This is a genomic window from Halalkalibacter alkaliphilus, assembly GCF_023555415.1.
In the GTDB taxonomy this organism is placed as follows: Bacteria; Bacillota; Bacilli; order Bacillales; family Bacillaceae_D; genus Halalkalibacter; species Halalkalibacter alkaliphilus.
This window is the reverse complement of the sequence record NZ_JAKRYL010000014.1, coordinates 83,851-104,912: the sequence shown is the minus strand read 5'-3', so window position 1 is coordinate 104,912 and position 21,062 is coordinate 83,851. Positions and strand designations below refer to the sequence as shown.

The following is a 21,062-nucleotide window of genomic DNA, read 5'->3' as shown; positions in this document are numbered from 1 at the left end:
GGCTTTCATTATGCCTTTGATCGATCTTTCCTCCTTTTCTGAGTTTTCTTTTGGTCTTCATCTTACCTATGAATGACTTTTCTCCTTTTAAGAGCTCTCTTTCGGCTTTCATTATGCCTATGATCGATCTTTCCTCCTTTTCTGAGTCCTCTTTCGGTCTTCATCTTACCTATGAACGATCTTTTCTCAGTTATTAAAAGCAAAAAGAAGAGACGAAACCAGTAAGATTCCGTCTAAAAATGTATTTATTTCTTCCTCTTTTACAAACCCGTTTTCCTACTCGACTATCCATATATGGAACTAATTCACTTCAACAGGTTCATTGGAAATTCTTCTTAGAACTATACGTAGGCGTACGAAAAATCCAATTGCAGCACACGTTAAACCTAATGTAATTCCAATCCAAAATCCAAATGGTCCAAGGTACGTAAAGGATGCGAGAGCATATCCTGATGGAATTCCAATCAGCCAATACGAAATAAATGCTGTAATAAAAGGAATTTTCACATCTTTGTACCCACGCAATACTCCTTGTAAGCCTGATTGAGCAGCGTCAGAAATCTGATAAACAATCGCGATAATAAAAAACTGTCCTGCAAGTTGAATGACTTGAGGATCTTGTGTATACAAATAGGCAATTTGCTCTCTGAAAAAATAGAGAAAAATAGCACCTACTGCTAAAATCCCAATTCCACCCCATACGCCCAGATGACTATATTGTTTGGCTGATTGATATTTCTTCCCTCCAACTGAAAAACCAACAACAATGGTTAAAGCCATAGAGATGCTTAAAGGAATCATGAAGATAAGAGAAGTAAAACTAAGTGCGATTTGGTGTGCGGCAACCGTGACAGTCGTAAACATCATCCCAATCATTAAAGTTACGACAGCAAAAATACTCGACTCAAAAAAGATCGAAAGGCCAATCGGAATTCCGATTGCTAGCTGCTCTTTCCAAGCTCTCCAAGACGGAATAACCCACTTAATAAAAAGCCGATAATGTCTAACTACTTCTACCTTAAAAGTCATCCAAATACTAAAAAGGAAAATAATCCAGTACGTGATCGCTGTTGCGTATCCAGCTCCAATACCACCTAATGCTGGCAAGCCAAATTTCCCAAAAATAAATCCGTAATTTAACAGAACATTAAATGGTACTGCCAAAACGGTAATGATCATCGTTATGCGTGTAAATCCTTGTGCATCAAAGAAATTACGAAGAACATTTGCTGCGAACAATGGAATAATTCCTATTGATAACCCAACTAAATAATGAAACGAAATGTGATAGACTGCAGAATCTAAGTTCATAAGCATTAATACCGGATCAAGTAAGAAAATTCCACCAATAACAACTATAATGGCTAGAAAAACTGATAAGTAAAGCGCCTGTATAACCGATTCCGAAATCTTATCACGTCTCCCACTGCCCATATATTGTGCAACAATCGGAGTTACGGCTAGTAGTATTCCATTGATACCTGTAAAGATCGGCAACCATAAGCTGGAACCTATTGCGACACCCGCTAAATCATTTGTTCCTACCCGCCCTGACATCATCGTATCTACAAGGTTCATTGCATAAAAACTTATTTGCGTAACCATAATTGGCCATAGGATCGCAAAAAATAAAGTGACCTTTTCTTTCCAGGTCTTTGCATGATACATATTTCTTCCCCCGTCATCTTCAACTAGTCCAACAATTCACTAACAATAATATAGAACTTAACGCCAAATAGCTATAGAGAGATATCGTTATTCTACCGGAACAAAAAATAAAAAACACTTCCAAAATCTTATTAATTTTCCAATTTATTTGATTTTTTCCTACAATGGACTATACTATATATGTAAGGGTTTACAAAAGTGGGTAGGAGGAGGAATTAATATGAAGACAACGAAAAACAGATGGCTAATTGCCTTATCAGCTATTGCCATCCACCTCTCAATTGGGGCCGCGTATGCTTATAGTGTTTACCAGAACCCAATTAGTTCGCAACTTGGCTGGGCTGGATCGCAGGTTGCTATCGCTTTTACCATTATGATGGCACTTGCAGGAACGTCTGCCGCATTTTTCGGAAAGTTTGTTGAACGAAGCGGTCCAAGAAAATCAGCAATTGTTGCTGCTGTTTTATTTGGGATTGGGCAAGCTGGTTCTGGAGTTGCTATTGCTCTTGAATCACTCCCTCTATTTTTGCTTACTTATGGCTTCTTTAGTGGGTTAGGACTTGGGATAGGGTACATTTCTCCGGTATCTACATTAATTAAATGGTTCCCAGATCGAAGAGGTTTAGCAACCGGCATGGCTGTACTTGGATTTGGAACGGGGGCTCTCATTACAGCACCTGTTGCAGCGAGCTTAATTAATTCAATTGGGATCACATCAACTTTTTATCTCTTAGGTATTTGTTATTTTACTTTTATGGTCCTTGGTGCCTTATATATCGCTCCTCCTCCGGAAGGCTGGATGCCAGAGTCAATGAAGAAGAACATGGCTTCTGGAAAGAAAATTATCAAAAAGGATTTAGCACAATTAACATCTAAAGAAGCGGTGAAAACAAAACGGTTTTGGATGCTCTGGTCGATGATGCTTATTAATACAACAGCTGGGATTATGATGATTTCAGTCGCCTCTCCGATGGCGCAAGAAGTTGTTGGGTTAAGTGCAGCAGCGGCAGCAACAATGGTTGGGATAATGGGGATTTTTAATGGCGGAGGAAGACTCGGCTGGGCTGCTGCTTCTGATTATATTGGTCGTCCAACTGTGTTTATTATTTTCTTCTCGATCCAGATCGTTGCCTTTTTTACACTTCCATTTACAACAAATGCAATTTTATTTACAATCATGATCTTGTTAGTTGTTAGTTGTTATGGTGGAGGATTCTCAAACCTTCCAGCCTTTATTGGGGACCTTTTCGGAACAAAGCAACTAGGTTCCATTCACGGTTATTTATTAACAACTTGGTCATTAGGTGGGGTTTTTGGTCCCGTTCTCGTCACTCAAATTAGGGAAAGAACAGATAGTTATATTCCTGTCTTCTATGTTTTTGCTACTTTAATACTTTTTGCTTTTGTCATTTCAATCTTGCTTCGTCTAGATATTAAGAAGAGTGAGAAGGAAGCGCAACAACATGAACATGCCGTTTCATAATAAACTTTTTTATTATTCGCTACACAAACTGACTAGTCGGTAATATTTAATAAGAAAAAGGGGTGCTTCAAAAGCCCCGAACAGAGGTAGCAATGGCTCCGTCGAGAGGTGTAAACCATTCCTCTCAAGGCTATGAAAAGATGTAGCGATTCCGCACATTGCTTCCGGGGTGTCCAAAGGTCAAAAGCTTCTGGACACCTTCTTTCTGATTTTATCAATCTATACTGTCAAACGGCATTTGAGAAAAAATATTAAGGTAAATGAAATTTTGTTTTCATGAGTAGTTCATTTAAGGTACTGTCTAATACAAGTTGATAGATTATGTTTTCAACTTCACTTTTCACTTCTTCTAGTATAGGTTGGGTCATATATACATCCTCCAACTGCTTAAAAGAGACGAGCTTGTCATTTACTAATTCTTTAAATTGTTCTAATGTATAGTCACCATACTTAATTGAAAGCATAAATTTTCTCCCAGCATCATCGTACTGAATCGCACCCTTAAAATTGGTAAAATTATACTTAGCGAATCTCTCAATGAAATCAAGAATTCTATATGCATGCATCGCCGACTTAGTATCATAACCAAACTGTTTTACAAGATGTTTCGTATTGCTATTCCCCGTTTCGATGGACTTTGACTTACTAACGTACATCCCACTGCACGCTTTATATAAATAAGGTAAATTCATTTTTGCAATCTCATCTCTCATTAATAAGAGACAAGTTATTTTCTTATTGATCCAATCTATATCGTTAATTGTATAATCAACGGAAAAAAGGACCTCCATAAAATTCACGTTTGACTTCCACCAAAGACTTAAGACCTTCCTAATATCGTGAAATTCTTCGTCTACTCCTTCTCCTACTTTACTTGAAGTAGTGAGCTTACTGCGGTACAAATCATCAAAAGTTGGTATGACGAAGAACTTATAATCCTTGTCCGACTCAGGAGTTGACAGGTTATAGTTTTCTGACCCTACTAAAGCTTTTAATACAACGATTCTTTCCATAGAGTTCCCTCTTCCTGCTTCTTTATTTCGCTCCTTAATTGTCATCGTTCCTTTATCATAGCTTAAACCAGTATAGACAACTGACCTTCTTTTTATAGCTCTTCAACAATCTTTACACCTTTCATCTTCTATTACAAAACATAAGAAATTGATAAAACGACTTTAGTAGTCACATACTATATAACACGTTTTGGAGGTGAGTATTATGGGTGATTGGAACAAGCAAGCAAGTCAAAACAATAACATTCAACCAGATTTAAGCTTTAAAAATGAAGAACTTACCAACAAGAAAGTTCAATTGAATGTACAAGAGGAAATTGGAATGGAAGGAATTGGACAAGAAGAGAAAGATGTACGTCCACAAGGCGGCCAGTAAAAAGGTTACAGCCAAGAATCTTAAACCGTCTATTTGCTTGGATTCTTGGCTGTGTTAAATGACTTAGAGACTCTTATGTAAAAGGTTCAAAACTTGACGCAATTCATCCACGGCAACTTGTCCAGGTGCTGAGGCTTTTTTAGCAGCCCCAAATGTAAGAGCTGAACCAAATACCTCCCCAGCTAAACGACTAATAACTCCCTCCCCTGCCATTGACATCGTAATAATTGGTCGCGTTGCATATTGCTCTTTCATCGTATTTGTTGCATCAAGTAACGTTAGTACGTCTGCTGTATTCCTAGGCATAACAGCGATTTTAGGTATGTCTCCACTTAGATCTTGAGCTTTTCGCAAGCGAGATACGATTTCTTCTTTAGGCGGTGTTTGATGAAAATCATGATTGGATATGATCACATATACTCCATATTGATGTGCTTTTTCAACAAGAGTTTTCACATCATTTTCATTACTAAATAACTCAACATCAATCAGATCAACTAATCCAGTTTTTACCGCTTCTATGTTTAGCGAAACATAATATTCTGAACTAATTTCCCTTTCTCCACCTTCTTTAGCACTTCGGAATGTGAAAATAAGAGGTTTGTTATGTAAGAGAGCGTGTATCTTGTTAAGGGCTTCTTTTACTTTATCAAGTTCTAAAACGTCTTCAAAGAAATCAACTCTCCACTCAACAAGATCCGCATCTAAGGTGTTTAAATAAGTTGCTTCTTCAAGTAAATTCGATAAAGTGTTTCCTACCATTGGTACACAAATTTTTGGCATGCCTTCTCCGATTGTCACACCTTTAACCTTCACTGTATTCTTCATATATAACTCTCCCTGCATTTTTAAATCAAACTTGTTTTTCATTTCTAAACTCTAGAATCCTTTTTTTGCTATTATACATGTTACCAGTCAATTTTTAAATATTTCGATAAATAGTCGTTGCTTACATAAAAAATGAGACTGCTGAGTTGGAGGATAATCTCCGGTATCAGCAGCCACCTAGGGTCTAACTCTTTTTATTTACATCCTGAATTTGAACCGTTTCAGATTCATCATGTTCAACAATATATTTAAGCTTGGCCAATTTATTATCCCAAAATTGTTCATAAAACGAAAGCCATTGTTTTAATTCAAGTAGAGCTTCAGCTTGTAATTTATATCTCTTTTCTCTCCCTACCTTCTCGACACTTACAAGGTTTGATTCCGAGAGAATTCGTAAGTGTTTGGATACAGCCGTTCTACTCATTGGAAAATGGTTGCTAATTACGGTTACAGGCATTTCATTATCTGCTAGTAATCGTAACATTTTACGTCGCGTAGGATCAGCAATAGCTTGAAACACATCGTACTTTGAAGCAGCAGACATTATACCTCAACTACTTTTCTTAGATCATCGTAAACAATTGAATCCCAACCATTATTCATTCGATTTCTGATTTCGGAATTCGATAGATCCGGACCTGGACCTGGAACGATTTCCTGAGGTTCTCCCCATCCTGAATGAATAAGGGTAAATTCAGTCTTATCTCCTAAATCTGTTAACTCAAACGTAATAACCCAGCCATCTTCTCCCCATGTAAAGACTAAGCGGTTTGGTGGGTCTATTTCGGTTACTTTACAAGCGGTCGGTCCAAAAGGGGACTGAATGGTAAATTCAAAGCCTAGTTCTTGTTTAAAATCATTCGGCATAAACCATGATTCAATTCCTTCTGAAGTAGCAACTGCCTGCCAGACTTTGTCTATCTTTGCTTGAAAAACTGTATTTTTACGAATTTCCGGTGTGGTCAATTTCATTTTCATTCCTCCAAATATCAAATATGAAACCAATTGGTTTCATATCAATATTACGAAACTAATTGGTTTCATGTCAATAGCTTATTTACCTTACTTTGTATAAAACTGTACAAAAAAATGCATCTGTCTCATTAAAAACAAATGCATTAACATTATTTATTTAATCAATCCTAATTTTTTCAATCCATTAAAGACACCTGAATTGGTCACTTCCGTTGTTTTATGTTTAGCATACGAAAATAACTCTTGATGGGCGTTTCCCATCGCAAACCCGTCTCCAACAGATGCGAGCATTTCTTTGTCGTTCAATCCATCACCAAAGGCAATCGCTTCGTCTTTTTTAATAGCAAGAACTTCCAGCACCTTCTTTACAGCAAAACCTTTATTCACTTGATCACGAATGACATCATAAGCGTGCTCTTTGAATTCTCCCACATTTACAGGAGCTAAATGGACATTACCCACTTTTTCATACAAAGAAGACTCGTTTTCACCTAAATTAATTAGCGTTACCCCTAAAATATTATTCAAAAATTCCTGAGAATAGAGAACATTATGTCTCAAATGAAAATGACGAATAAATTCATCTAAAACGGGAGAATCGCAGGAAGTAAGAACATTTTTCTCATTCGTATACATAATTGCCTCGTGTCCTTTTTCTTTTGCTAGCTCTAAAAAAAATTGAATTGTGTTCGAATCCATTTTCTCTAACAAAATGTCAGAACCCTTATGTACAGCATAAGCACCATTATAGCCAATAAAAGAGTCAATGTTTAATTCTTCACCAATTTCTTTAATCTCATGTAATGGTCGTCCGGTCGCAAGAAATACTTCTAACCCTTTTTCCTGTACCTGACTCACTGCTTCTTTTGTCGATTGTTCAATTGAATCATCTGGTTTTAAGATTGTCCCATCAATATCTAGAAACAAAATTTTATGTTTTGACATGTACTCTCTCCTTTATGTTTTCTGAATTATCATTAGCGCTAACACCTATTAGTAAACAAAATATTACAGTTCATTGTAACTATGATTAAACGAAAAAACCAGTTCCTCATTTGGAACTGGCTTTTTGTGTGAGTATGGGTGGGCCGCAATTGCCGCTACTAACTGAGTTTCAAACCACCACTTCTCGAAGTGGGTGTTTGCAGAAATAGTTCAGTCGTCCTCTACACATTGAAGGCTTGACATTCCTATTTCGATTAAAACTCCCTAATTAAGTATACAGGTTGAAACCATTATTTGCGTACAATGCAGCTTCTATAAGTATATTACACAAAAATGACAACGCTTTCAATAGTTAATTTCAAAAAAAGGGATACTTACAACCCTTTTTTAGCTTTTCAAATATTTAAGAAGAAATAAATTTACAAGCTCATGCTGTTCATGTTGGACCCAGTGAGTTGCATCATCTATTAAAGTCAGTCGTCCATCCGTACACATCTTCATGCTTTCCTTAGCTAAATTTAATGAAAGAAAAGGGTCATATTTCCCCCAAATCATCCTCACCGGTATTACTACTTTTGAGTTAGGAACCATATTCAAACTCCCAAGTCTAATTGCTCTGTACCAATGCAGCATTGCCCTAAGTGCACCTGTTTGGGACCAAGAAGCTTGATACTTTCGAATTTCCTCTTTTTTAAATGTATTAGCCTGGCACGAACAGAGAAGAATATTTTTCATCAATTTATATTCATTTACACATAACGCTTCTTCAGGAATCAAAGGAAGTTGAAAAAACAATATATATAAACTTCTCACTAACTGCGTAGGACATCGAAAGATCATTTTCCCAAAAACAGCGGGGTGAGGCATGTTAATTGGGATAAGAGTATCAACATAACTAGGCCTAGTTGAAGCTATATGCCAAGCTACTGCCCCTCCCCAATCATGTCCAACTATACTGGCTTTTTCCCTTTTAAAATGCTTAATGAGTCCAATAATATCATCACGCAGTAAATCAAGTGTATATTGACTAATCTCATGTGGTTTATCACTTAAATTATAGCCTCGTTGGTCTGGAATGACGATACGGTACCCAGCTTTTACTAAAGGGGTTATTTGTTTTTTCCAACCATACCAAAACTCAGGAAACCCATGTAAAAGAATCACAAGAGGACCATCACTTGGTCCTGCTACAGCTGTATGTAAGGTTACTCGGTTCGTATTTATATAATGAAATTCCATTCATATTTCCTCCTGCTTCCTAGCTTTCTCTACATGAGTTATTCTCATACAGATGAAGTGTAGGGGGAGCTTTCATAAAGGAAACTGATTTATTATACGTTATTTAGCTTACGTAGGGTCTCTACCACATGATCTACAAATTCAGGAACATCCGCCATATGTTCCTCATTAATCTTATGGTCGAACATCAGCTTAGTAGAATTCAGGTACTTCTTCTCATCTTTTCCGTAAACAAAGCTAACCGTTTGTTCTGGTGATAAAACTGGATCCCAAATTGATAGAAGGATATCTTGAATTTGGTCACATTGAGTTTTAATATCTTCAATTTCTATAGTAAAGTGAATAATCAAATGACACCCCGGGCTTTCACCAGGAATTTCCAAAATCTCATCAGCTAAATCTTTTAAAGAAGCTTGCAGCTCAATTTCAGCAGTTGTCTTCTGCTGATTAGCTAAATGAAACTCAAGAGCGAATGTTCTAGACATAATGGACATGTCTAATTGGTCTTTACGATTTATTACCTGTACAACGCGATCAATCGTATCAAGATCATACACGTAATTTTCTATCCCAACTTTTAAATTTTCAAATATAGTCGGATCAAACATTGTTGCATCCCCTCTCATTCTTTTAAGTTTTGAATTCCTACCAACTGTGAGTACAAAATTTAAAGCAGAAATTTTGCACACCCAATATTCCCCCAATTATATAAAAAAAATTGGGTGGAAGAAATCACCAACATTCTCCTGAAATATTCTGTAAATGTGATGAACATCACTTTAGAAAATATGAATTTCTATTATGCTTTAACTAAGAAGAAAACATTATTAGCATCATATAAGGAGCGTGATTCGTGATGGCGGGAAACTATAAGACAATTCTTGTTGCTGTGGATGGATCGAAGGAAGCAAAACTAGCTTTAGAGAAAGCCATTGATTTATCGAAAAAAGATGGAGCAAAACTTGTAATTTCTTATGTAATAGATAATCGCACAACAGGCACGATTGAACACTATGACCGTACCTATGCAGAGCATGCAGAGGGTTACGGTGTTGACCTCCTTGAAGGATATAAAACTATTGCACTAGAAGCTGGAATAGAAGAGGTGACAACAGACCTTGGCTATGGCTCACCAAAAGTCCGGATACCAAAAGAAGTAGCCGAGAAATATCATGTTGATCTAATCATTGCTGGAGCAACTGGAGTAAATGCTGTAGAAAGATTCCTTATAGGGAGCGTCTCTGAAAGTATTGCAAGACGTGCAAAATGCGATGTAATGATCGTACGTAACCGAGATTAATTAATGTAAAAGCACAAAGTAAGAAAAGGTCATTGAACGGACCTTTAGACAGATTTGCAATGGCACACTCGTCGCGCGCCTGTTATGAGAAACCCACTCATAACAGGCTTCAAAAGATTGCGACGGCTTAGCTTATTATTTAAGGCTGTTTTCATAAAGATTGTTGCTGTGAAGAAATGTGTTTTCTCGTAGTGAAATGGAGCGGAAGTCACTCGACTCCTGCGGGATGTAGAGGTAGGCCACTGAAAAAGGTCAAAACCGTACCTTTTTCAGCGGTCTCTTTTATTTGTTTTCATATTCATATTTTTTTCCGTCTGCTTTTTCAGCTTTTATCTTCACTTCGGCTGAATCCCATTCCACTTCGTATTGTGCAAGAATTTTGTTAGCAAGAGTAGGTAAATCTTCGGCCGAATATACTTCTGTTAATGCAAAAAGTTCCTCAATAAAATTATCAGCTCGCTTATTTTTCAACTTTATTTTTTCATTTTTCCATTCAATTTCAACTTCTGATTTCACGCGATTCTTCTTACGTTCTTGTTTAATCTCTATTTCAAATTGTTCATCTTCTAGTTCTATTTCTAGCTTTTTGAGTTGCTCTAAAAAGGACGCACCTCTTTGATTATTGTTCTTTGCTTGACTATTGCCCTTCGCTATCGCAATACCTTTTGCTACTTGAGTGTTCTCCTCTGCATGGCTGTTTTCATCTGTTTTTTCAGTATCAACCTTTGTTATAGTTACTTCTTCACGACCTGTTGATAACAAAATAGGACTTTCCTCAGCAATTGACGGTTGAATCTCTTCAAACACTTCTACTTCTTCGGTCTCATTTGCTGCACTCTTGTACACGGTTAGTGCTTCTTGAGTGATTTGTTCAGATTGACTAGAATCTGTTGTATCTGCAAATGTTATATAACCGATTGAAATGATAACAGTAAATATTGCTCCAACTAACATATATGCGAATTTGTTCATAGTTCCTCCATTACTCTCTTATTTCCATTCTAATTATAGTGAGACAATGAAAAGCCATCAAGATGCTGATGTCATACTATAATCGTCCTACAAAAAAATAAAAACCCCATCAATTAGTCATAAAAAGACTTTAAAATGATGGGGCAGCATAAATCAATCTATACCAAAGGTACTAAATACCTAGTTTTTAAAAATCACTTTCATCAGATTCATCAAATTCCATTTCTACTTCTGTATCAAAATCTTCTGCTTCACCGTCTTCAGTTTCAAACTCTGTATCAAACTCCTCAGTTTCTTCATCAACCTCTGGAAGCTCCTCTACACCTTCATCTGCTGGCGCATCATCAAAGCCATCCATATCTGTTTCTGTTTCAAATTCTGTTTCTTCTCCTAATGTAGGTTCATCAACCTCTGCATCACCACAAGCTGCTAGAATACCTACTGTTAAGATCGCTGAAGCTGCTGTAAGGAATACCTTTTTTTTCATTTTGAAAAACCTCCTGCGAATTACTTGTTTTTATTACAATGCCTATCTTAGCCCCTTTGCAAGTATCTGTATAGTCAATCCACTGCTTTTTCATTTCTAAAGAACACTTTTACAACTTTTGCGAGATCGCTAGATAATTCTCTGTTCCTATTTGTTTATTTACGCACATGTTTTTGTGATTTTTTTAGTAAGTACCATAGTCGCTTGAATCAATACGAATAAAAGAACCGAGTTTGTCTCGGTTCTCTAATACGATAAAACAACCTTTTTATATTTTGATTGCTCCAGCAACATCATACAACTTAAAATCAATGCTTGTTTCTTTACCAAGTGCTGCCTTCGCAAGCTCGGCACCAACATACGGACCAACTGTTAACCCAGAAGCTCCTAATCCGTTCGCAACCAAAATCCCTTGGAAATTTGGGATTGGTCCAATAACAGGCAGGAACCCTGGTGCTACCGGTCTAAAACCTACCTTTGTTTCAAGCACCGTGCTATTTGCTAACCCTGGTGCAACCATCAGTGCCTTTTCAAAAATTTCATGCATTCCGGCAACCGTCACACGTGTATCATAACCGACGTCATCTTCATGCGTAGCTCCCACAACGAGTCGACTGCCTTCAAAAGCTAATAAGTACTGATTCGTTGGTGGCATGACAACGGGCCACGAATCCGTATTTGTTTCAGGTAATTCTAAATGAACAATTTGTGCTTTCTGGGGTTTGATTAAGAAGTCTATCCCTAACGGCGTACATAATTCTTTTACCCAAGCACCCGTTGTAATAATAACTTGATCAGCCAAATGTATCTTTTCCTCAACCTGAACACCTGTCACTTGAGTTCCATTTCGTGTTAGCTTTGCATCACCCTTTATATATGTAGCACCTCGTTTTTTGGCAGCATGAATTAATGCATCACATAGTGCTTTCCCGTTTACACGAGCTGCACCACTCACATGAACAGATCCATATTCACCTGATAGAGGTGGAAAGAGTGATTTCGTTTCAGCAGGAGTCAACCGTGTAATCTCACCAATTTCAGGTGCATCTTCACGACGTTTTCTAACCCTTTCTTCCATCTTATCTAATTTATGTTCATCTGTATGAAGGCTGATTGCACCAACTTTTGCATAACCTGTTTCTGTTTCACCATCTTCTTCTAATTGTTTAATTAGCTCCGGATAATATTTTGCCCCACCTTTTGCTAACTGGTACCATGCTTGATTGCGACGCTGAGATAACCATGGACAAACAATTCCAGCAGCAGCATCTGTTCCTTTGCCTTTATCATGTCTATCAACAATTGTTACATTAGCTCCCGCCTTCACAAGATGATAAGCGGTCGCAGCACCTAAAATTCCCGCTCCAACTACAATAAATGTTTTCATCTACTACACCTTTTCTTTGTTTTTCTACATCTATTTAATTTTACAGAATCCTTCCACGAACCTCAAACATGGTCTCATTTCAATCGCATTAAAGGCCACTGAAAAAGGTCAAAACCGTACCTTTTTCAGTGGCCTCTCGCCCAATCTTATCAAATGCATGATATCCGCCCACCCATTTTGATCGTCACTACATAAGGTATGAGTGTACCAACTCAAAAGGAGGAATTCACTTATGAGTCACGTTACAGGAAGCAGCTTCACATTAATCGTTGTGCTTTTCATTTTATTAGTTATTGTAGGTTCTGCGTACGTATATTAAAAATACAAGAGGCAAGGGAAAATATTCCCTTGCCTTTTTCTAAATTAAGACGCTTGCTTAACGATTTCACTTACAACTTTCTTTTTCGGAATAGATACTAACTTTGCCATAACAAGAGCCAGCACACAGAACAAGGCTGAAAGTAAAAATGCTTGTGTCAACGGAATTGCTTTTACAATAATCGGTCCTGCAAAGGCAGAAATTCCGTACGCTTGATACATAAGACCGTAATTACTTCCCATATTTCTTGTCCCATAATAATCAGCTGTAACCGAAGGAAATAGTGCCAAAAACCCCCCAAAGCAAAAACCTATTAATGAAACTGAAAGTAAAAAGGTTGTATAGTTCATCATTCCTGTACTCATATAGAACATAATGAGGGCCGTTACTCCATAAATGATCATTAACGTATTTATACGGCCAAGTGTATCTGATACTCTTCCTAATACAATTCGTCCGGCTGCGTTAAATAACGCAATCACCATAACAGCATTTGCAGCTTTTTCGATATCCAAGTTAACAATATCAACGCCAATATCAACAGCAAAACTTATAACCATTAACCCGGACATGCTGCCAAACAAGAACATAAACCATAATAAGTAAAATTGATATGTCCCTAGCATTTGTTTCGGTGAAAAATGGTTACTTAATTCTGGTATTGCTTTAGAAGAAGGTCTCGTAAACTCTTCAACAGGTGGATTTTTAAGTAACTGCGCACCTGCAACAACTAAAGTCAAATAAATAAAACCTAGATACAAGAATGTTGACGAAACACCCATCCCCTCAATTAGCCATTCAATAATAGGTTTAAAAATTAATCCACCTAATCCAAAGCCAGCTACGGCTACCCCACTAATTAAACCTCTCTTATCAGGAAACCACTTCACACATGCTGATAAGGGACATACATAAGTCATTCCAATTCCAATTCCGCCAATTACGCCATAAAAGAAATACAATTGGAATAAAGTTGTTGCTTGACTAGCTAGGATTAACCCAAGCCCAAGTAATATCCCACCAATCGTTGCAACCCATCTTGGACCAATTTTATCTTGTAACCTTCCAGCAAAGATCGTTGCTAACGCAAACGTTGCAATTGTTATGGAGAATGTCACAACAACATCTTCCCTTGCCCAGCCAAACTTATTCATTAATGGTTGGTTAAATAAGCTCCACGCGTACACAGCTCCTAAATTAATTTGAATAATAACTGCTCCTAATACGACGAACCATCTATTCATCTCATATCCTCCCTTACATTTTAGAATCCTCATTATTAGAATTGTTTGAAAACAAAACAAAAGAGACCAACGGTGATAACTTATCATCGTTGGTCTCTTCAGTACTCACATTGTGTTTACTTTAGCAACCCAATATATACATTACGTGTCTAATAAATAATTCTTAGAAAATTACTATAGATTTCTCATACCCTTGTTTACCGTAAACATTGATCAAAGCTATCTTAAATAATTGTCGAAAAATCATTCCTGACTCATTATATGGGAAAAGTTCTATTACTGTCAATGAAGCTATGAAACTGTTTTTTGCCCTTTTCTTAAAATTGTTACTATTACATACGCAAGAATAACGACTGCCTCAAAGACATAAATCATGCTCCATATATAAGATAGTAAGAAATAAGCTGGACTTGTTAACAAGTCGTAATCAACAACATCAAACCAACCATTTGTAATGAAATACACATATTCTTGAAAATGATTAAAATAAGAACGATCTGACATATACCAAATAATATGAATGAGACAAAATCCAAGTGTATGATAGAAAAATAACGAAAAGCGATAGGTTATATGTTTCTTATCAGCATGTCCTTCAGAAGTTCGCTGATCTGTATTTCGCCCTCGATCAAATTTCCGCTTTATAAATTGATCTAACCGAGCAAAATCTGAACTCCCTAACGTACAAGCATATGTAATAAAAAGGACAATAACAATTTGAAAAAAAGAAATTTCACCCGTAAAATAAAAGTCAATTCCCCCAAGCAGAATTTGAAAAATATTAATTCCCACTATAAACACTAACCACATCTGACTTAATCGATCAAAACGTAGCCAATATCGACTAAGCAAAAACAAGAAAACTAAAACCCATGTAATCCCCTCTGACACTACAAATAACAACCAACCATTTTCATGTATATAGGACACTTTCGTACTCCTTCCTATTCATGCTTGTCTTGATAACTATGATGGAAAGAAGCGTCTAATGCGCAGATCCTACGATTTTATACAGCTTATAAAAGTATAAGCACAAGAACTTCCATCACTATCTGCATATGTTATAGAGCCAATACTTCAAATTAGCAAAAACTGATTGATAGTGAAATAGGGAGTGAATTACATGCTAAAGAAACTGCTATCGTCAATAGGAATAGGTTCTGCAAAAGTGAATACGGTTTTATTTCAGAGGGAAATTGAACGTGGAAAAGAAGTAACGGGAGAGGTTCATATATTTGGAGGAAAGGTAGTACAAAGTATTTCAGAGGTATATATTCATGTCGATACTGAGTTTCAAAGAAACGATGATGTCATGACAGAAATTCACGAAATGACCGAACCCATTCATGAAGTGAAAATTATTGACCGCCTCCTTATCAAACCCAATGAAGAAAAAGTTATACCATTTTCTTTTACTTTGCCTCACTATACACCCATTACCTTTTCTGATCAAAAGATTCACTTACACACTGAATTGAATATTAATTTTTTTAACCACCCTGTAGACGAACATGACTTCATTGTTTATGACCCTTTTATTGAGGCGATAATGCATCATCTTAAAAAGAACGGGTTTCGCCATACTGTAAACAGTGGACTTTGTCATCGTAAAGCCCCTACGAAATCAAACCCTACTCATTGCTTACAAGTATTTGAATTAGTTAACGAACAAGATAAAAAAATATATTTTGTTGGCAACGAAAAGGATATAATCATTAACATTATTCAAGGGGATCAAGTAAGGCAAATAGCTATGGATCGAAAGAGGGATATTCCCAAACAATTACTTGGGATCGAGAGGTCTAAATTGTAGTTGCAGGAGCAGATAAATGGTTGCTCCTGCATTTCTTTTGTTACTTAGTGATATTCTTTTCTCTGTTAATTTTTCGCTGGAAAAAGACGAAAATGGGAAGAGGAATGAAAATCCAGCCTAAACTTTTTATTAAACCATTAAGAGCTGATTGTTTTCGATATTCTAGCTGCTGTTTCAGCATTGCATCGTACTGAGCTATCAGGTCATTTTCGCTTATGGAAGCCTCGTGTTCTGTTTCATTTTTATGCTCCCTCATGCTTTTGTAGTCTTCAAATGTTTCTATATAAATATTTGGAGATACATAATCGGCCATAGACATGAAGGCAAACACCCCTCCACTTATCACCATAATTAACGTAATAAAGGCAACTGCATAATGATATACTTGTTTCACCATCTCACCTATCTCCTCTCAAAAATATCGTTTTTATAAAAACGAAACTATTCTTTAAAAGGTTACAGCACTATTACGTCAATCTTAATTTCACACTCTCATAATTCTTCTTTTTGTTGGGAACGTTATGAGTAGATCATTTATTTTCCAAAAGAGGTGCCCTATGGACAAACCCATCTTAACAGCTTCAGAAATTGGAATGCTTTGGACACATTACATACAAAATAGCATGACTATTCAGATCATGAAACATTTCCAGTCAACTGTTCAGGACAAGGATATTAAATTCCTCGTTGAAAAAAGCTTAATGCTAACTGAGAACGTAAAAAGTGAGATAAGATCAATCTTTCATTTAGAACTACTTCCAATTCCTTATGCTTTTTCTAATACTGATGTCAATTTACAAGCACCAAGATTGTTTACAGATGATTTAATGTTGTTATTCATAGAAACAATGGGGAAAGCCGGAACACCAGCTTATAGTGCAGCACAAGCAGTTTCTACCAGAAGCGATATTCGGGGGCTTTTCACGAAGATTCTAATTGAATATTCTACATTATTAAATAAAACGATTGAAATTAGTTTAGAGAAAGGCTTGTACGTTAGACCTCCTTCTATTACAAAGCCAGATGAAGTGGAATTTATAGAAGGAAAATCCTATTTCACAAGCGGCTTAAACCCATTTCACAAAAGATCTTTAAATGTAGTAGAAATCTCTCACCTATTTGAAAACCTTAAAACAAACTCCATCGGAAAAGCCATCTGTACTGGATTTGCACAAACGACCGATAATAAAGATGTTAAAAATTACTTTATAAAAGGAAAAGAGACTGGCGAAAAACATGCACAACTCTTCAGTAATTTACTGACTGAATCAGATGTACCAGCTCCGGTTCCTTCTGATGTGGGCGTCACTGATTCTACAACTCGTGTATTCTCCGATAAACTAATGATGTTTTTAAAAAGTGTCCTAAGTGCAACAGGGCAAGGAAATTATTCAACTGCTTCAACAGCGAGTATGAGATATGACTTAATCGGTCTTTATCAGAAGTTATCTGTTGAAGTTGCCGTTTACGCAAAAGACGGGTTAGATATTATGTTAAAAAACAACTGGCTAGAAGAACCTCCTCAATCAAGTGACCGAAAACAATTAATAAAAAAAGGAACTCATTCATAAGAGAATGAGTTTTAAACAATATTAAAAAACATGTCCAAAAATATAACAGGACATGTTTTTTAATTAATAGCCCTCGCCTACTGCAGGCGCTTGTCCTACATGAGGTCTACCCGATTTATTCATTTTTGCCATAATGTTGTTTATGCATTTCTAATGCTAGTTCTTGTAAATATTTTGGGATTTGATTAGGCTTCTCACAATTACTGCAATATACTTGGTGAGCTATCCAAAAGTATTCCCTCATGATGTGCTCTACAATTGGCTTGGGCATCCCACAATGATCACAAAACATAATATAATCCATTGCTTACCCTCCTTAGCACATTTTGTTGAAACCGTTCTACATCAACTTTTTTGCACTTACTTCTATTTATATTCAGCTTATTCATAGATGTATAGGCATATGATTTCTTTTTCAAAAAAATTCGATCACCATGTACTTTCTACTTAAATTATAACAAAAATAAATAGAATTGTCTTAAGATTCTTATCCATCATTACATGGTGACTTATTCCACCTTTGGTTATCTATTGAAGATAGATTTCCTCACAAATTTACTAGTTGAAAATACATGCACCATAGCTAAAAAATGATAACACCCATTTTATTCACCATATTCCAGACAAGAATTACTCAGCATATCACCAAATTTGTACATAATTTCCCATACCTCTGTTACATTCGTAATCTAATTGTTACTAGCTTGTTCTTTGTCTCTGGAAAATCCATGATAGAATCAGTTCAGTAAGTTACATAATGAATTTTGGAGGTATTCTATTTATGAGAAAAAGCATCGTTTCATTAGTAACAGCAGCGGCACTCGTTGGATCTTTAGGGTTTGGAATGAGCGCGTCAGCAGAAGAAGTAACCGTCAATAAGGGAGATACGTTGTGGTCAATTGCCAATAATAATAATATTCAACTAGATGAGTTAAAAGAGTGGAACAGTCTTTCTAGTAATCTAATATTCCCAGGGGATCGCCTACAAGTTTCTCGTTCTGGAAAAGAAAAAGCAGAGGCAACGAACAAGCAAGAGACATATACTGTTAAAAGAGGAGATACCCTTACTTCAATTGCTCGAAAGTTTAATGGAGTAACAACTAGTCAGATACAAGAGTGGAATCAAATCTCTAACCCTAATGTGATCATTGCTGGTCAGACTCTTACTATTAATGGATCAGCTAAAGAGGCAACTCAAACAAGTGGACAAACACAAAAAACAGAATCAACAACATCAAATCATTCCAACACTAATGAGGATGTTGCCCAGGAGCTAACGATGACTGCAACAGCGTATACAGCATCATGTAATGGTTGCTCTGGAATAACTGCAACAGGCTTGAACCTAATTGATAATCCAGATAAAAAAGTGATTTCCGTTGATCCGTCTGTCATCCCATTAGGTTCAAAAGTCTATGTTGAAGGATACGGCCATGCAATAGCTGGTGATACTGGCGGAGCCATTAAAGGAAACAAAATCGATTTGTTCATCCCAAATAAGCAAGATGCAATCAACTGGGGTGTACAAGAAGTAAATGTGAAAGTTTACCATTAATTCCAAACGACTCTTCTCCGGAAGTTAGGAACAGAGTAAGGGGTATCCCAAAAAGGTCATAAACGATCTTTAGGATACCCCTTCTAACTTAGTTCATTTCGTTTTTGCGCACAGCGAACTGTTTCTCTCCATACATATCGATGGTCAAATCATCCCGATATTCTTTTGCCCACAAGCCTTCGCTTTGTTTAAAATATAATGTTTTTTCTCCTACCGTTACAGGATATAGTGCATATGAACCTTGTTCTAAGACAACATCTACTTCGTCAATTGTTGGATCATATGAAAAAAATAACTCATCTTGTGGTTCAACACTATCTAGTAAATACTTAACCATTTCTTCTTCCCAATTCTCCTCTGAAATTATGGATTCAATATGTTCAAAATGCTCGCTGTCTTCGGTCAAACTTCTAATAATAGAAACCTCACCTTCGTTTATTTCGTAAAGCTCATATCGGGTAACTGCGTGTGCCTCGTGTCCATATCCGAGTACATAAACATCCTCATCACTATGGTAAAAAGTGCGCCCTTCACTTAAATATCCAATATGATCAAGCTGGTAATCATTGAAAACTCGGTACGTTTCAATTGCATTTTCTGTTTGTTCAACTTGCTCGCTTTCCTCTTCCTTATCAATATTTTCATCATACTGTGGTTGTTCTTCTATACTATCCTCATTATGCTTTACACTTTCATCACCAGTTGAAGCAAATATAATTAGTGCAAGGAAGACCGCTGCCAGGACAACTCCAACAAATACCAACGTTCTTTTTTTCATCGTCTCTCCCTTTCTTTTGGATTTTCATATTGTATGTGAGATTCTACTAATGCTCTCTTTTTCCTTTAGATAATTTCTCTGCTTATTTACTTAGACGAAAATCATTTTTTTAATCACCTCTAGTTCTATCTTGTACTCAATAATGGAAAGGGATTATCCCAAAGGTATATTTTCACCTTTAGGATAACCCCTCTTACAACACCCATCTTCGTATTGCTTTTGCTACACCATCTTCCTCATTGGTAGAAGTAACCCAATTAGCTGACTCTTTCACATATGGCTGTGCATTCCCCATTGCTACACCTATTCCAGCTTCTTTTATCATTGCTAAGTCATTTAAGCTATCACCTAGTGCAAGGACATTATCCATTGTAATTCCAAGCCGATTGCACACTTTCTCAATTGCTTTTGCTTTATTAACCCCAGCAGCGTTAATCTCTAGGTTCGTAGGACTTGAATTGGTAATCTCAAGATCAGGATTTTTGGAGAGTTCCTCTAAAACGATGTTTCTCACTTGGTCATCTTTAATATCGAAGCCAAATTTCATCCATTGATGTTTAGATAAATCCTCTGGAAATGAATCCCTCCATACATTATCAACAGAGGCAGCCCAACAAAATGTTTCGTGTGTCTGCTTTAACTTCCACATTTGTTCTATGTATGACGTATTTAACAATTTCCTTTCAACCAATTCACCATGTTCATCCCAAATTTCACTTCCATTAACGGTGATAAGATAAGAATTTAAAGAAAGAGAATTCACTAAGTCATCACATGTCATTCTCGTTCTTCCTGTACTAATTACGACATGTACCCCTTTTTCTTCAGCTTCTTTAATTGCTTTCCGATTTTCCAAAGAAATTTCTTTACGCTCATTTAAAAGAGTGCCATCCATATCAATTGCGATCAATTTAATTGGTTTATGGTCCTGTTTTTCCATTCCTGCCTCCTACTTAAAACTGTACTTATTTATATATTAACAAATTTTCAGATAAAAAGGGCGTACTCATTTAGAGGCCACTGAAAGGAAAATCACTTTTTCAGCACCCTCCTCATTGGCCCCCTCTTTTCTCTGGGGTACATATAGATATGATGTGATCTTATCTCCC

The 21,062-nt window shown here is 36.6% G+C and carries 24 protein-coding genes and 1 other RNA gene; 7 read left to right on the top strand and 18 right to left on the bottom strand.

The window, feature by feature from the left end:
* Window positions 1-300: 300 nt before the first annotated feature.
* Window positions 301-1,668, bottom strand: coding sequence for an MATE family efflux transporter (locus MF646_RS14315; RefSeq protein WP_250097188.1), 1,368 nt, complete (start codon window positions 1,666-1,668; stop codon window positions 301-303).
* Between the two features lie 220 nt (window positions 1,669-1,888).
* Between MF646_RS14315 and MF646_RS14310 the strand changes: the two genes are divergently transcribed.
* The gene (locus MF646_RS14310; protein WP_250097187.1) at window positions 1,889-3,151 is read left to right on the top strand and encodes an L-lactate MFS transporter; all 1,263 of its coding nucleotides are present in this window, start codon (window positions 1,889-1,891) and stop codon (window positions 3,149-3,151) included.
* Between the two features lie 251 nt (window positions 3,152-3,402).
* Here MF646_RS14310 and MF646_RS14305 read toward each other — a convergent pair whose 3' ends face one another.
* Entirely contained in the window at window positions 3,403-4,164 is a 762-nt protein-coding gene (locus MF646_RS14305) for a DNA polymerase beta superfamily protein (RefSeq protein WP_250097186.1), read from the bottom strand.
* A 205-nt stretch (window positions 4,165-4,369) separates the two neighbouring features.
* On the opposite strand from MF646_RS14305, the gene MF646_RS14300 reads away from it, so the two are divergent.
* Complete coding sequence (locus MF646_RS14300) at window positions 4,370-4,540, top strand: hypothetical protein (RefSeq protein WP_250097185.1); 171 nt, start codon at window positions 4,370-4,372, stop codon at window positions 4,538-4,540.
* 63 nt (window positions 4,541-4,603) lie between these two features.
* Here the strand turns inward: MF646_RS14300 and aroD are convergent, their stop codons facing one another.
* From aroD to MF646_RS14265, 7 genes are all read right to left on the bottom strand, one after another.
* Window positions 4,604-5,368 (bottom strand): type I 3-dehydroquinate dehydratase, encoded by a 765-nt coding sequence (gene aroD, locus MF646_RS14295; RefSeq protein ID WP_250097184.1) that lies wholly within the window; start codon window positions 5,366-5,368, stop codon window positions 4,604-4,606.
* A 184-nt stretch (window positions 5,369-5,552) separates the two neighbouring features.
* Window positions 5,553-5,915 carry an ArsR/SmtB family transcription factor gene (locus MF646_RS14290; RefSeq protein WP_250097236.1) on the bottom strand — a complete coding sequence of 121 codons (363 nt, stop codon included), beginning with the start codon at window positions 5,913-5,915 and terminating at the stop codon, window positions 5,553-5,555.
* Window positions 5,912-6,346 carry an SRPBCC family protein gene (locus MF646_RS14285; RefSeq protein ID WP_250097183.1) on the bottom strand — a complete coding sequence of 145 codons (435 nt, stop codon included), beginning with the start codon at window positions 6,344-6,346 and terminating at the stop codon, window positions 5,912-5,914. The genes MF646_RS14290 and MF646_RS14285 overlap by 4 nt, the downstream gene beginning before the upstream one ends.
* 150 nt (window positions 6,347-6,496) lie before the next feature.
* Window positions 6,497-7,288 (bottom strand): Cof-type HAD-IIB family hydrolase, encoded by a 792-nt coding sequence (locus MF646_RS14280; RefSeq protein WP_250097182.1) that lies wholly within the window; start codon window positions 7,286-7,288, stop codon window positions 6,497-6,499.
* A gap of 136 nt (window positions 7,289-7,424) precedes the next feature.
* Window positions 7,425-7,603, bottom strand: a non-coding RNA gene (gene ssrS / locus MF646_RS14275) — 6S RNA.
* Between the two features lie 72 nt (window positions 7,604-7,675).
* Window positions 7,676-8,527 (bottom strand): alpha/beta fold hydrolase, encoded by an 852-nt coding sequence (locus MF646_RS14270; RefSeq protein ID WP_250097181.1) that lies wholly within the window; start codon window positions 8,525-8,527, stop codon window positions 7,676-7,678.
* Window positions 8,528-8,619: 92 nt separating this feature from the next.
* On the bottom strand, window positions 8,620-9,135 hold the full coding sequence (locus MF646_RS14265) for a hypothetical protein (protein ID WP_250097180.1): 516 nt from the start codon (window positions 9,133-9,135) through the stop codon (window positions 8,620-8,622).
* 248 nt (window positions 9,136-9,383) lie between these two features.
* Here MF646_RS14265 and MF646_RS14260 point away from each other — a divergent pair, with 248 nt between their 5' ends.
* A complete protein-coding gene (locus tag MF646_RS14260) occupies window positions 9,384-9,827 on the top strand; it encodes a universal stress protein (RefSeq protein ID WP_250097179.1) in 444 nt (147 codons plus the stop codon).
* A gap of 282 nt (window positions 9,828-10,109) precedes the next feature.
* Here MF646_RS14260 and MF646_RS14255 read toward each other — a convergent pair whose 3' ends face one another.
* From MF646_RS14255 to MF646_RS14245, 3 genes are all read right to left on the bottom strand, one after another.
* Complete coding sequence (locus tag MF646_RS14255; protein ID WP_250097178.1) at window positions 10,110-10,799, bottom strand: hypothetical protein; 690 nt, start codon at window positions 10,797-10,799, stop codon at window positions 10,110-10,112.
* Window positions 10,800-10,986: 187 nt separating this feature from the next.
* Window positions 10,987-11,286: a hypothetical protein gene (locus tag MF646_RS14250; protein WP_250097177.1), complete on the bottom strand. Its 300-nt coding sequence runs from the start codon at window positions 11,284-11,286 to the stop codon at window positions 10,987-10,989.
* Between the two features lie 268 nt (window positions 11,287-11,554).
* Window positions 11,555-12,673, bottom strand: coding sequence for an NAD(P)/FAD-dependent oxidoreductase (locus tag MF646_RS14245; protein ID WP_250097176.1), 1,119 nt, complete (start codon window positions 12,671-12,673; stop codon window positions 11,555-11,557).
* 232 nt (window positions 12,674-12,905) lie between these two features.
* Here MF646_RS14245 and MF646_RS14240 point away from each other — a divergent pair, with 232 nt between their 5' ends.
* Complete coding sequence (locus tag MF646_RS14240) at window positions 12,906-12,992, top strand: YjcZ family sporulation protein (RefSeq protein ID WP_250097235.1); 87 nt, start codon at window positions 12,906-12,908, stop codon at window positions 12,990-12,992.
* A 44-nt stretch (window positions 12,993-13,036) separates the two neighbouring features.
* Here the strand turns inward: MF646_RS14240 and MF646_RS14235 are convergent, their stop codons facing one another.
* Window positions 13,037-14,236 carry an L-lactate MFS transporter gene (locus MF646_RS14235; protein ID WP_250097175.1) on the bottom strand — a complete coding sequence of 400 codons (1,200 nt, stop codon included), beginning with the start codon at window positions 14,234-14,236 and terminating at the stop codon, window positions 13,037-13,039.
* Between the two features lie 291 nt (window positions 14,237-14,527).
* Complete coding sequence (locus tag MF646_RS14230) at window positions 14,528-15,166, bottom strand: hypothetical protein (RefSeq protein ID WP_250097174.1); 639 nt, start codon at window positions 15,164-15,166, stop codon at window positions 14,528-14,530.
* Window positions 15,167-15,359: 193 nt separating this feature from the next.
* Between MF646_RS14230 and MF646_RS14225 the strand changes: the two genes are divergently transcribed.
* Window positions 15,360-16,049 carry a sporulation protein gene (locus tag MF646_RS14225; protein ID WP_250097173.1) on the top strand — a complete coding sequence of 230 codons (690 nt, stop codon included), beginning with the start codon at window positions 15,360-15,362 and terminating at the stop codon, window positions 16,047-16,049.
* 40 nt (window positions 16,050-16,089) lie between these two features.
* On the opposite strand, the gene MF646_RS14220 is transcribed toward MF646_RS14225, so the two are convergent.
* On the bottom strand, window positions 16,090-16,446 hold the full coding sequence (locus MF646_RS14220; protein ID WP_250097172.1) for a hypothetical protein: 357 nt from the start codon (window positions 16,444-16,446) through the stop codon (window positions 16,090-16,092).
* A 160-nt stretch (window positions 16,447-16,606) separates the two neighbouring features.
* Here MF646_RS14220 and MF646_RS14215 point away from each other — a divergent pair, with 160 nt between their 5' ends.
* On the top strand, window positions 16,607-17,620 hold the full coding sequence (locus MF646_RS14215; protein WP_250097171.1) for a DUF3231 family protein: 1,014 nt from the start codon (window positions 16,607-16,609) through the stop codon (window positions 17,618-17,620).
* A 115-nt stretch (window positions 17,621-17,735) separates the two neighbouring features.
* On the opposite strand, the gene MF646_RS14210 is transcribed toward MF646_RS14215, so the two are convergent.
* Complete coding sequence (locus MF646_RS14210; protein ID WP_250097170.1) at window positions 17,736-17,924, bottom strand: hypothetical protein; 189 nt, start codon at window positions 17,922-17,924, stop codon at window positions 17,736-17,738.
* Between the two features lie 477 nt (window positions 17,925-18,401).
* Between MF646_RS14210 and MF646_RS14205 the strand changes: the two genes are divergently transcribed.
* Window positions 18,402-19,175: a 3D domain-containing protein gene (locus MF646_RS14205; RefSeq protein ID WP_250097169.1), complete on the top strand. Its 774-nt coding sequence runs from the start codon at window positions 18,402-18,404 to the stop codon at window positions 19,173-19,175.
* Window positions 19,176-19,263: 88 nt separating this feature from the next.
* Here the strand turns inward: MF646_RS14205 and MF646_RS14200 are convergent, their stop codons facing one another.
* A complete protein-coding gene (locus MF646_RS14200) occupies window positions 19,264-19,953 on the bottom strand; it encodes a hypothetical protein (protein ID WP_250097168.1) in 690 nt (229 codons plus the stop codon).
* A gap of 193 nt (window positions 19,954-20,146) precedes the next feature.
* A complete protein-coding gene (locus tag MF646_RS14195) occupies window positions 20,147-20,893 on the bottom strand; it encodes a Cof-type HAD-IIB family hydrolase (protein WP_250097167.1) in 747 nt (248 codons plus the stop codon).
* Window positions 20,894-21,062 lie beyond the last annotated feature (169 nt).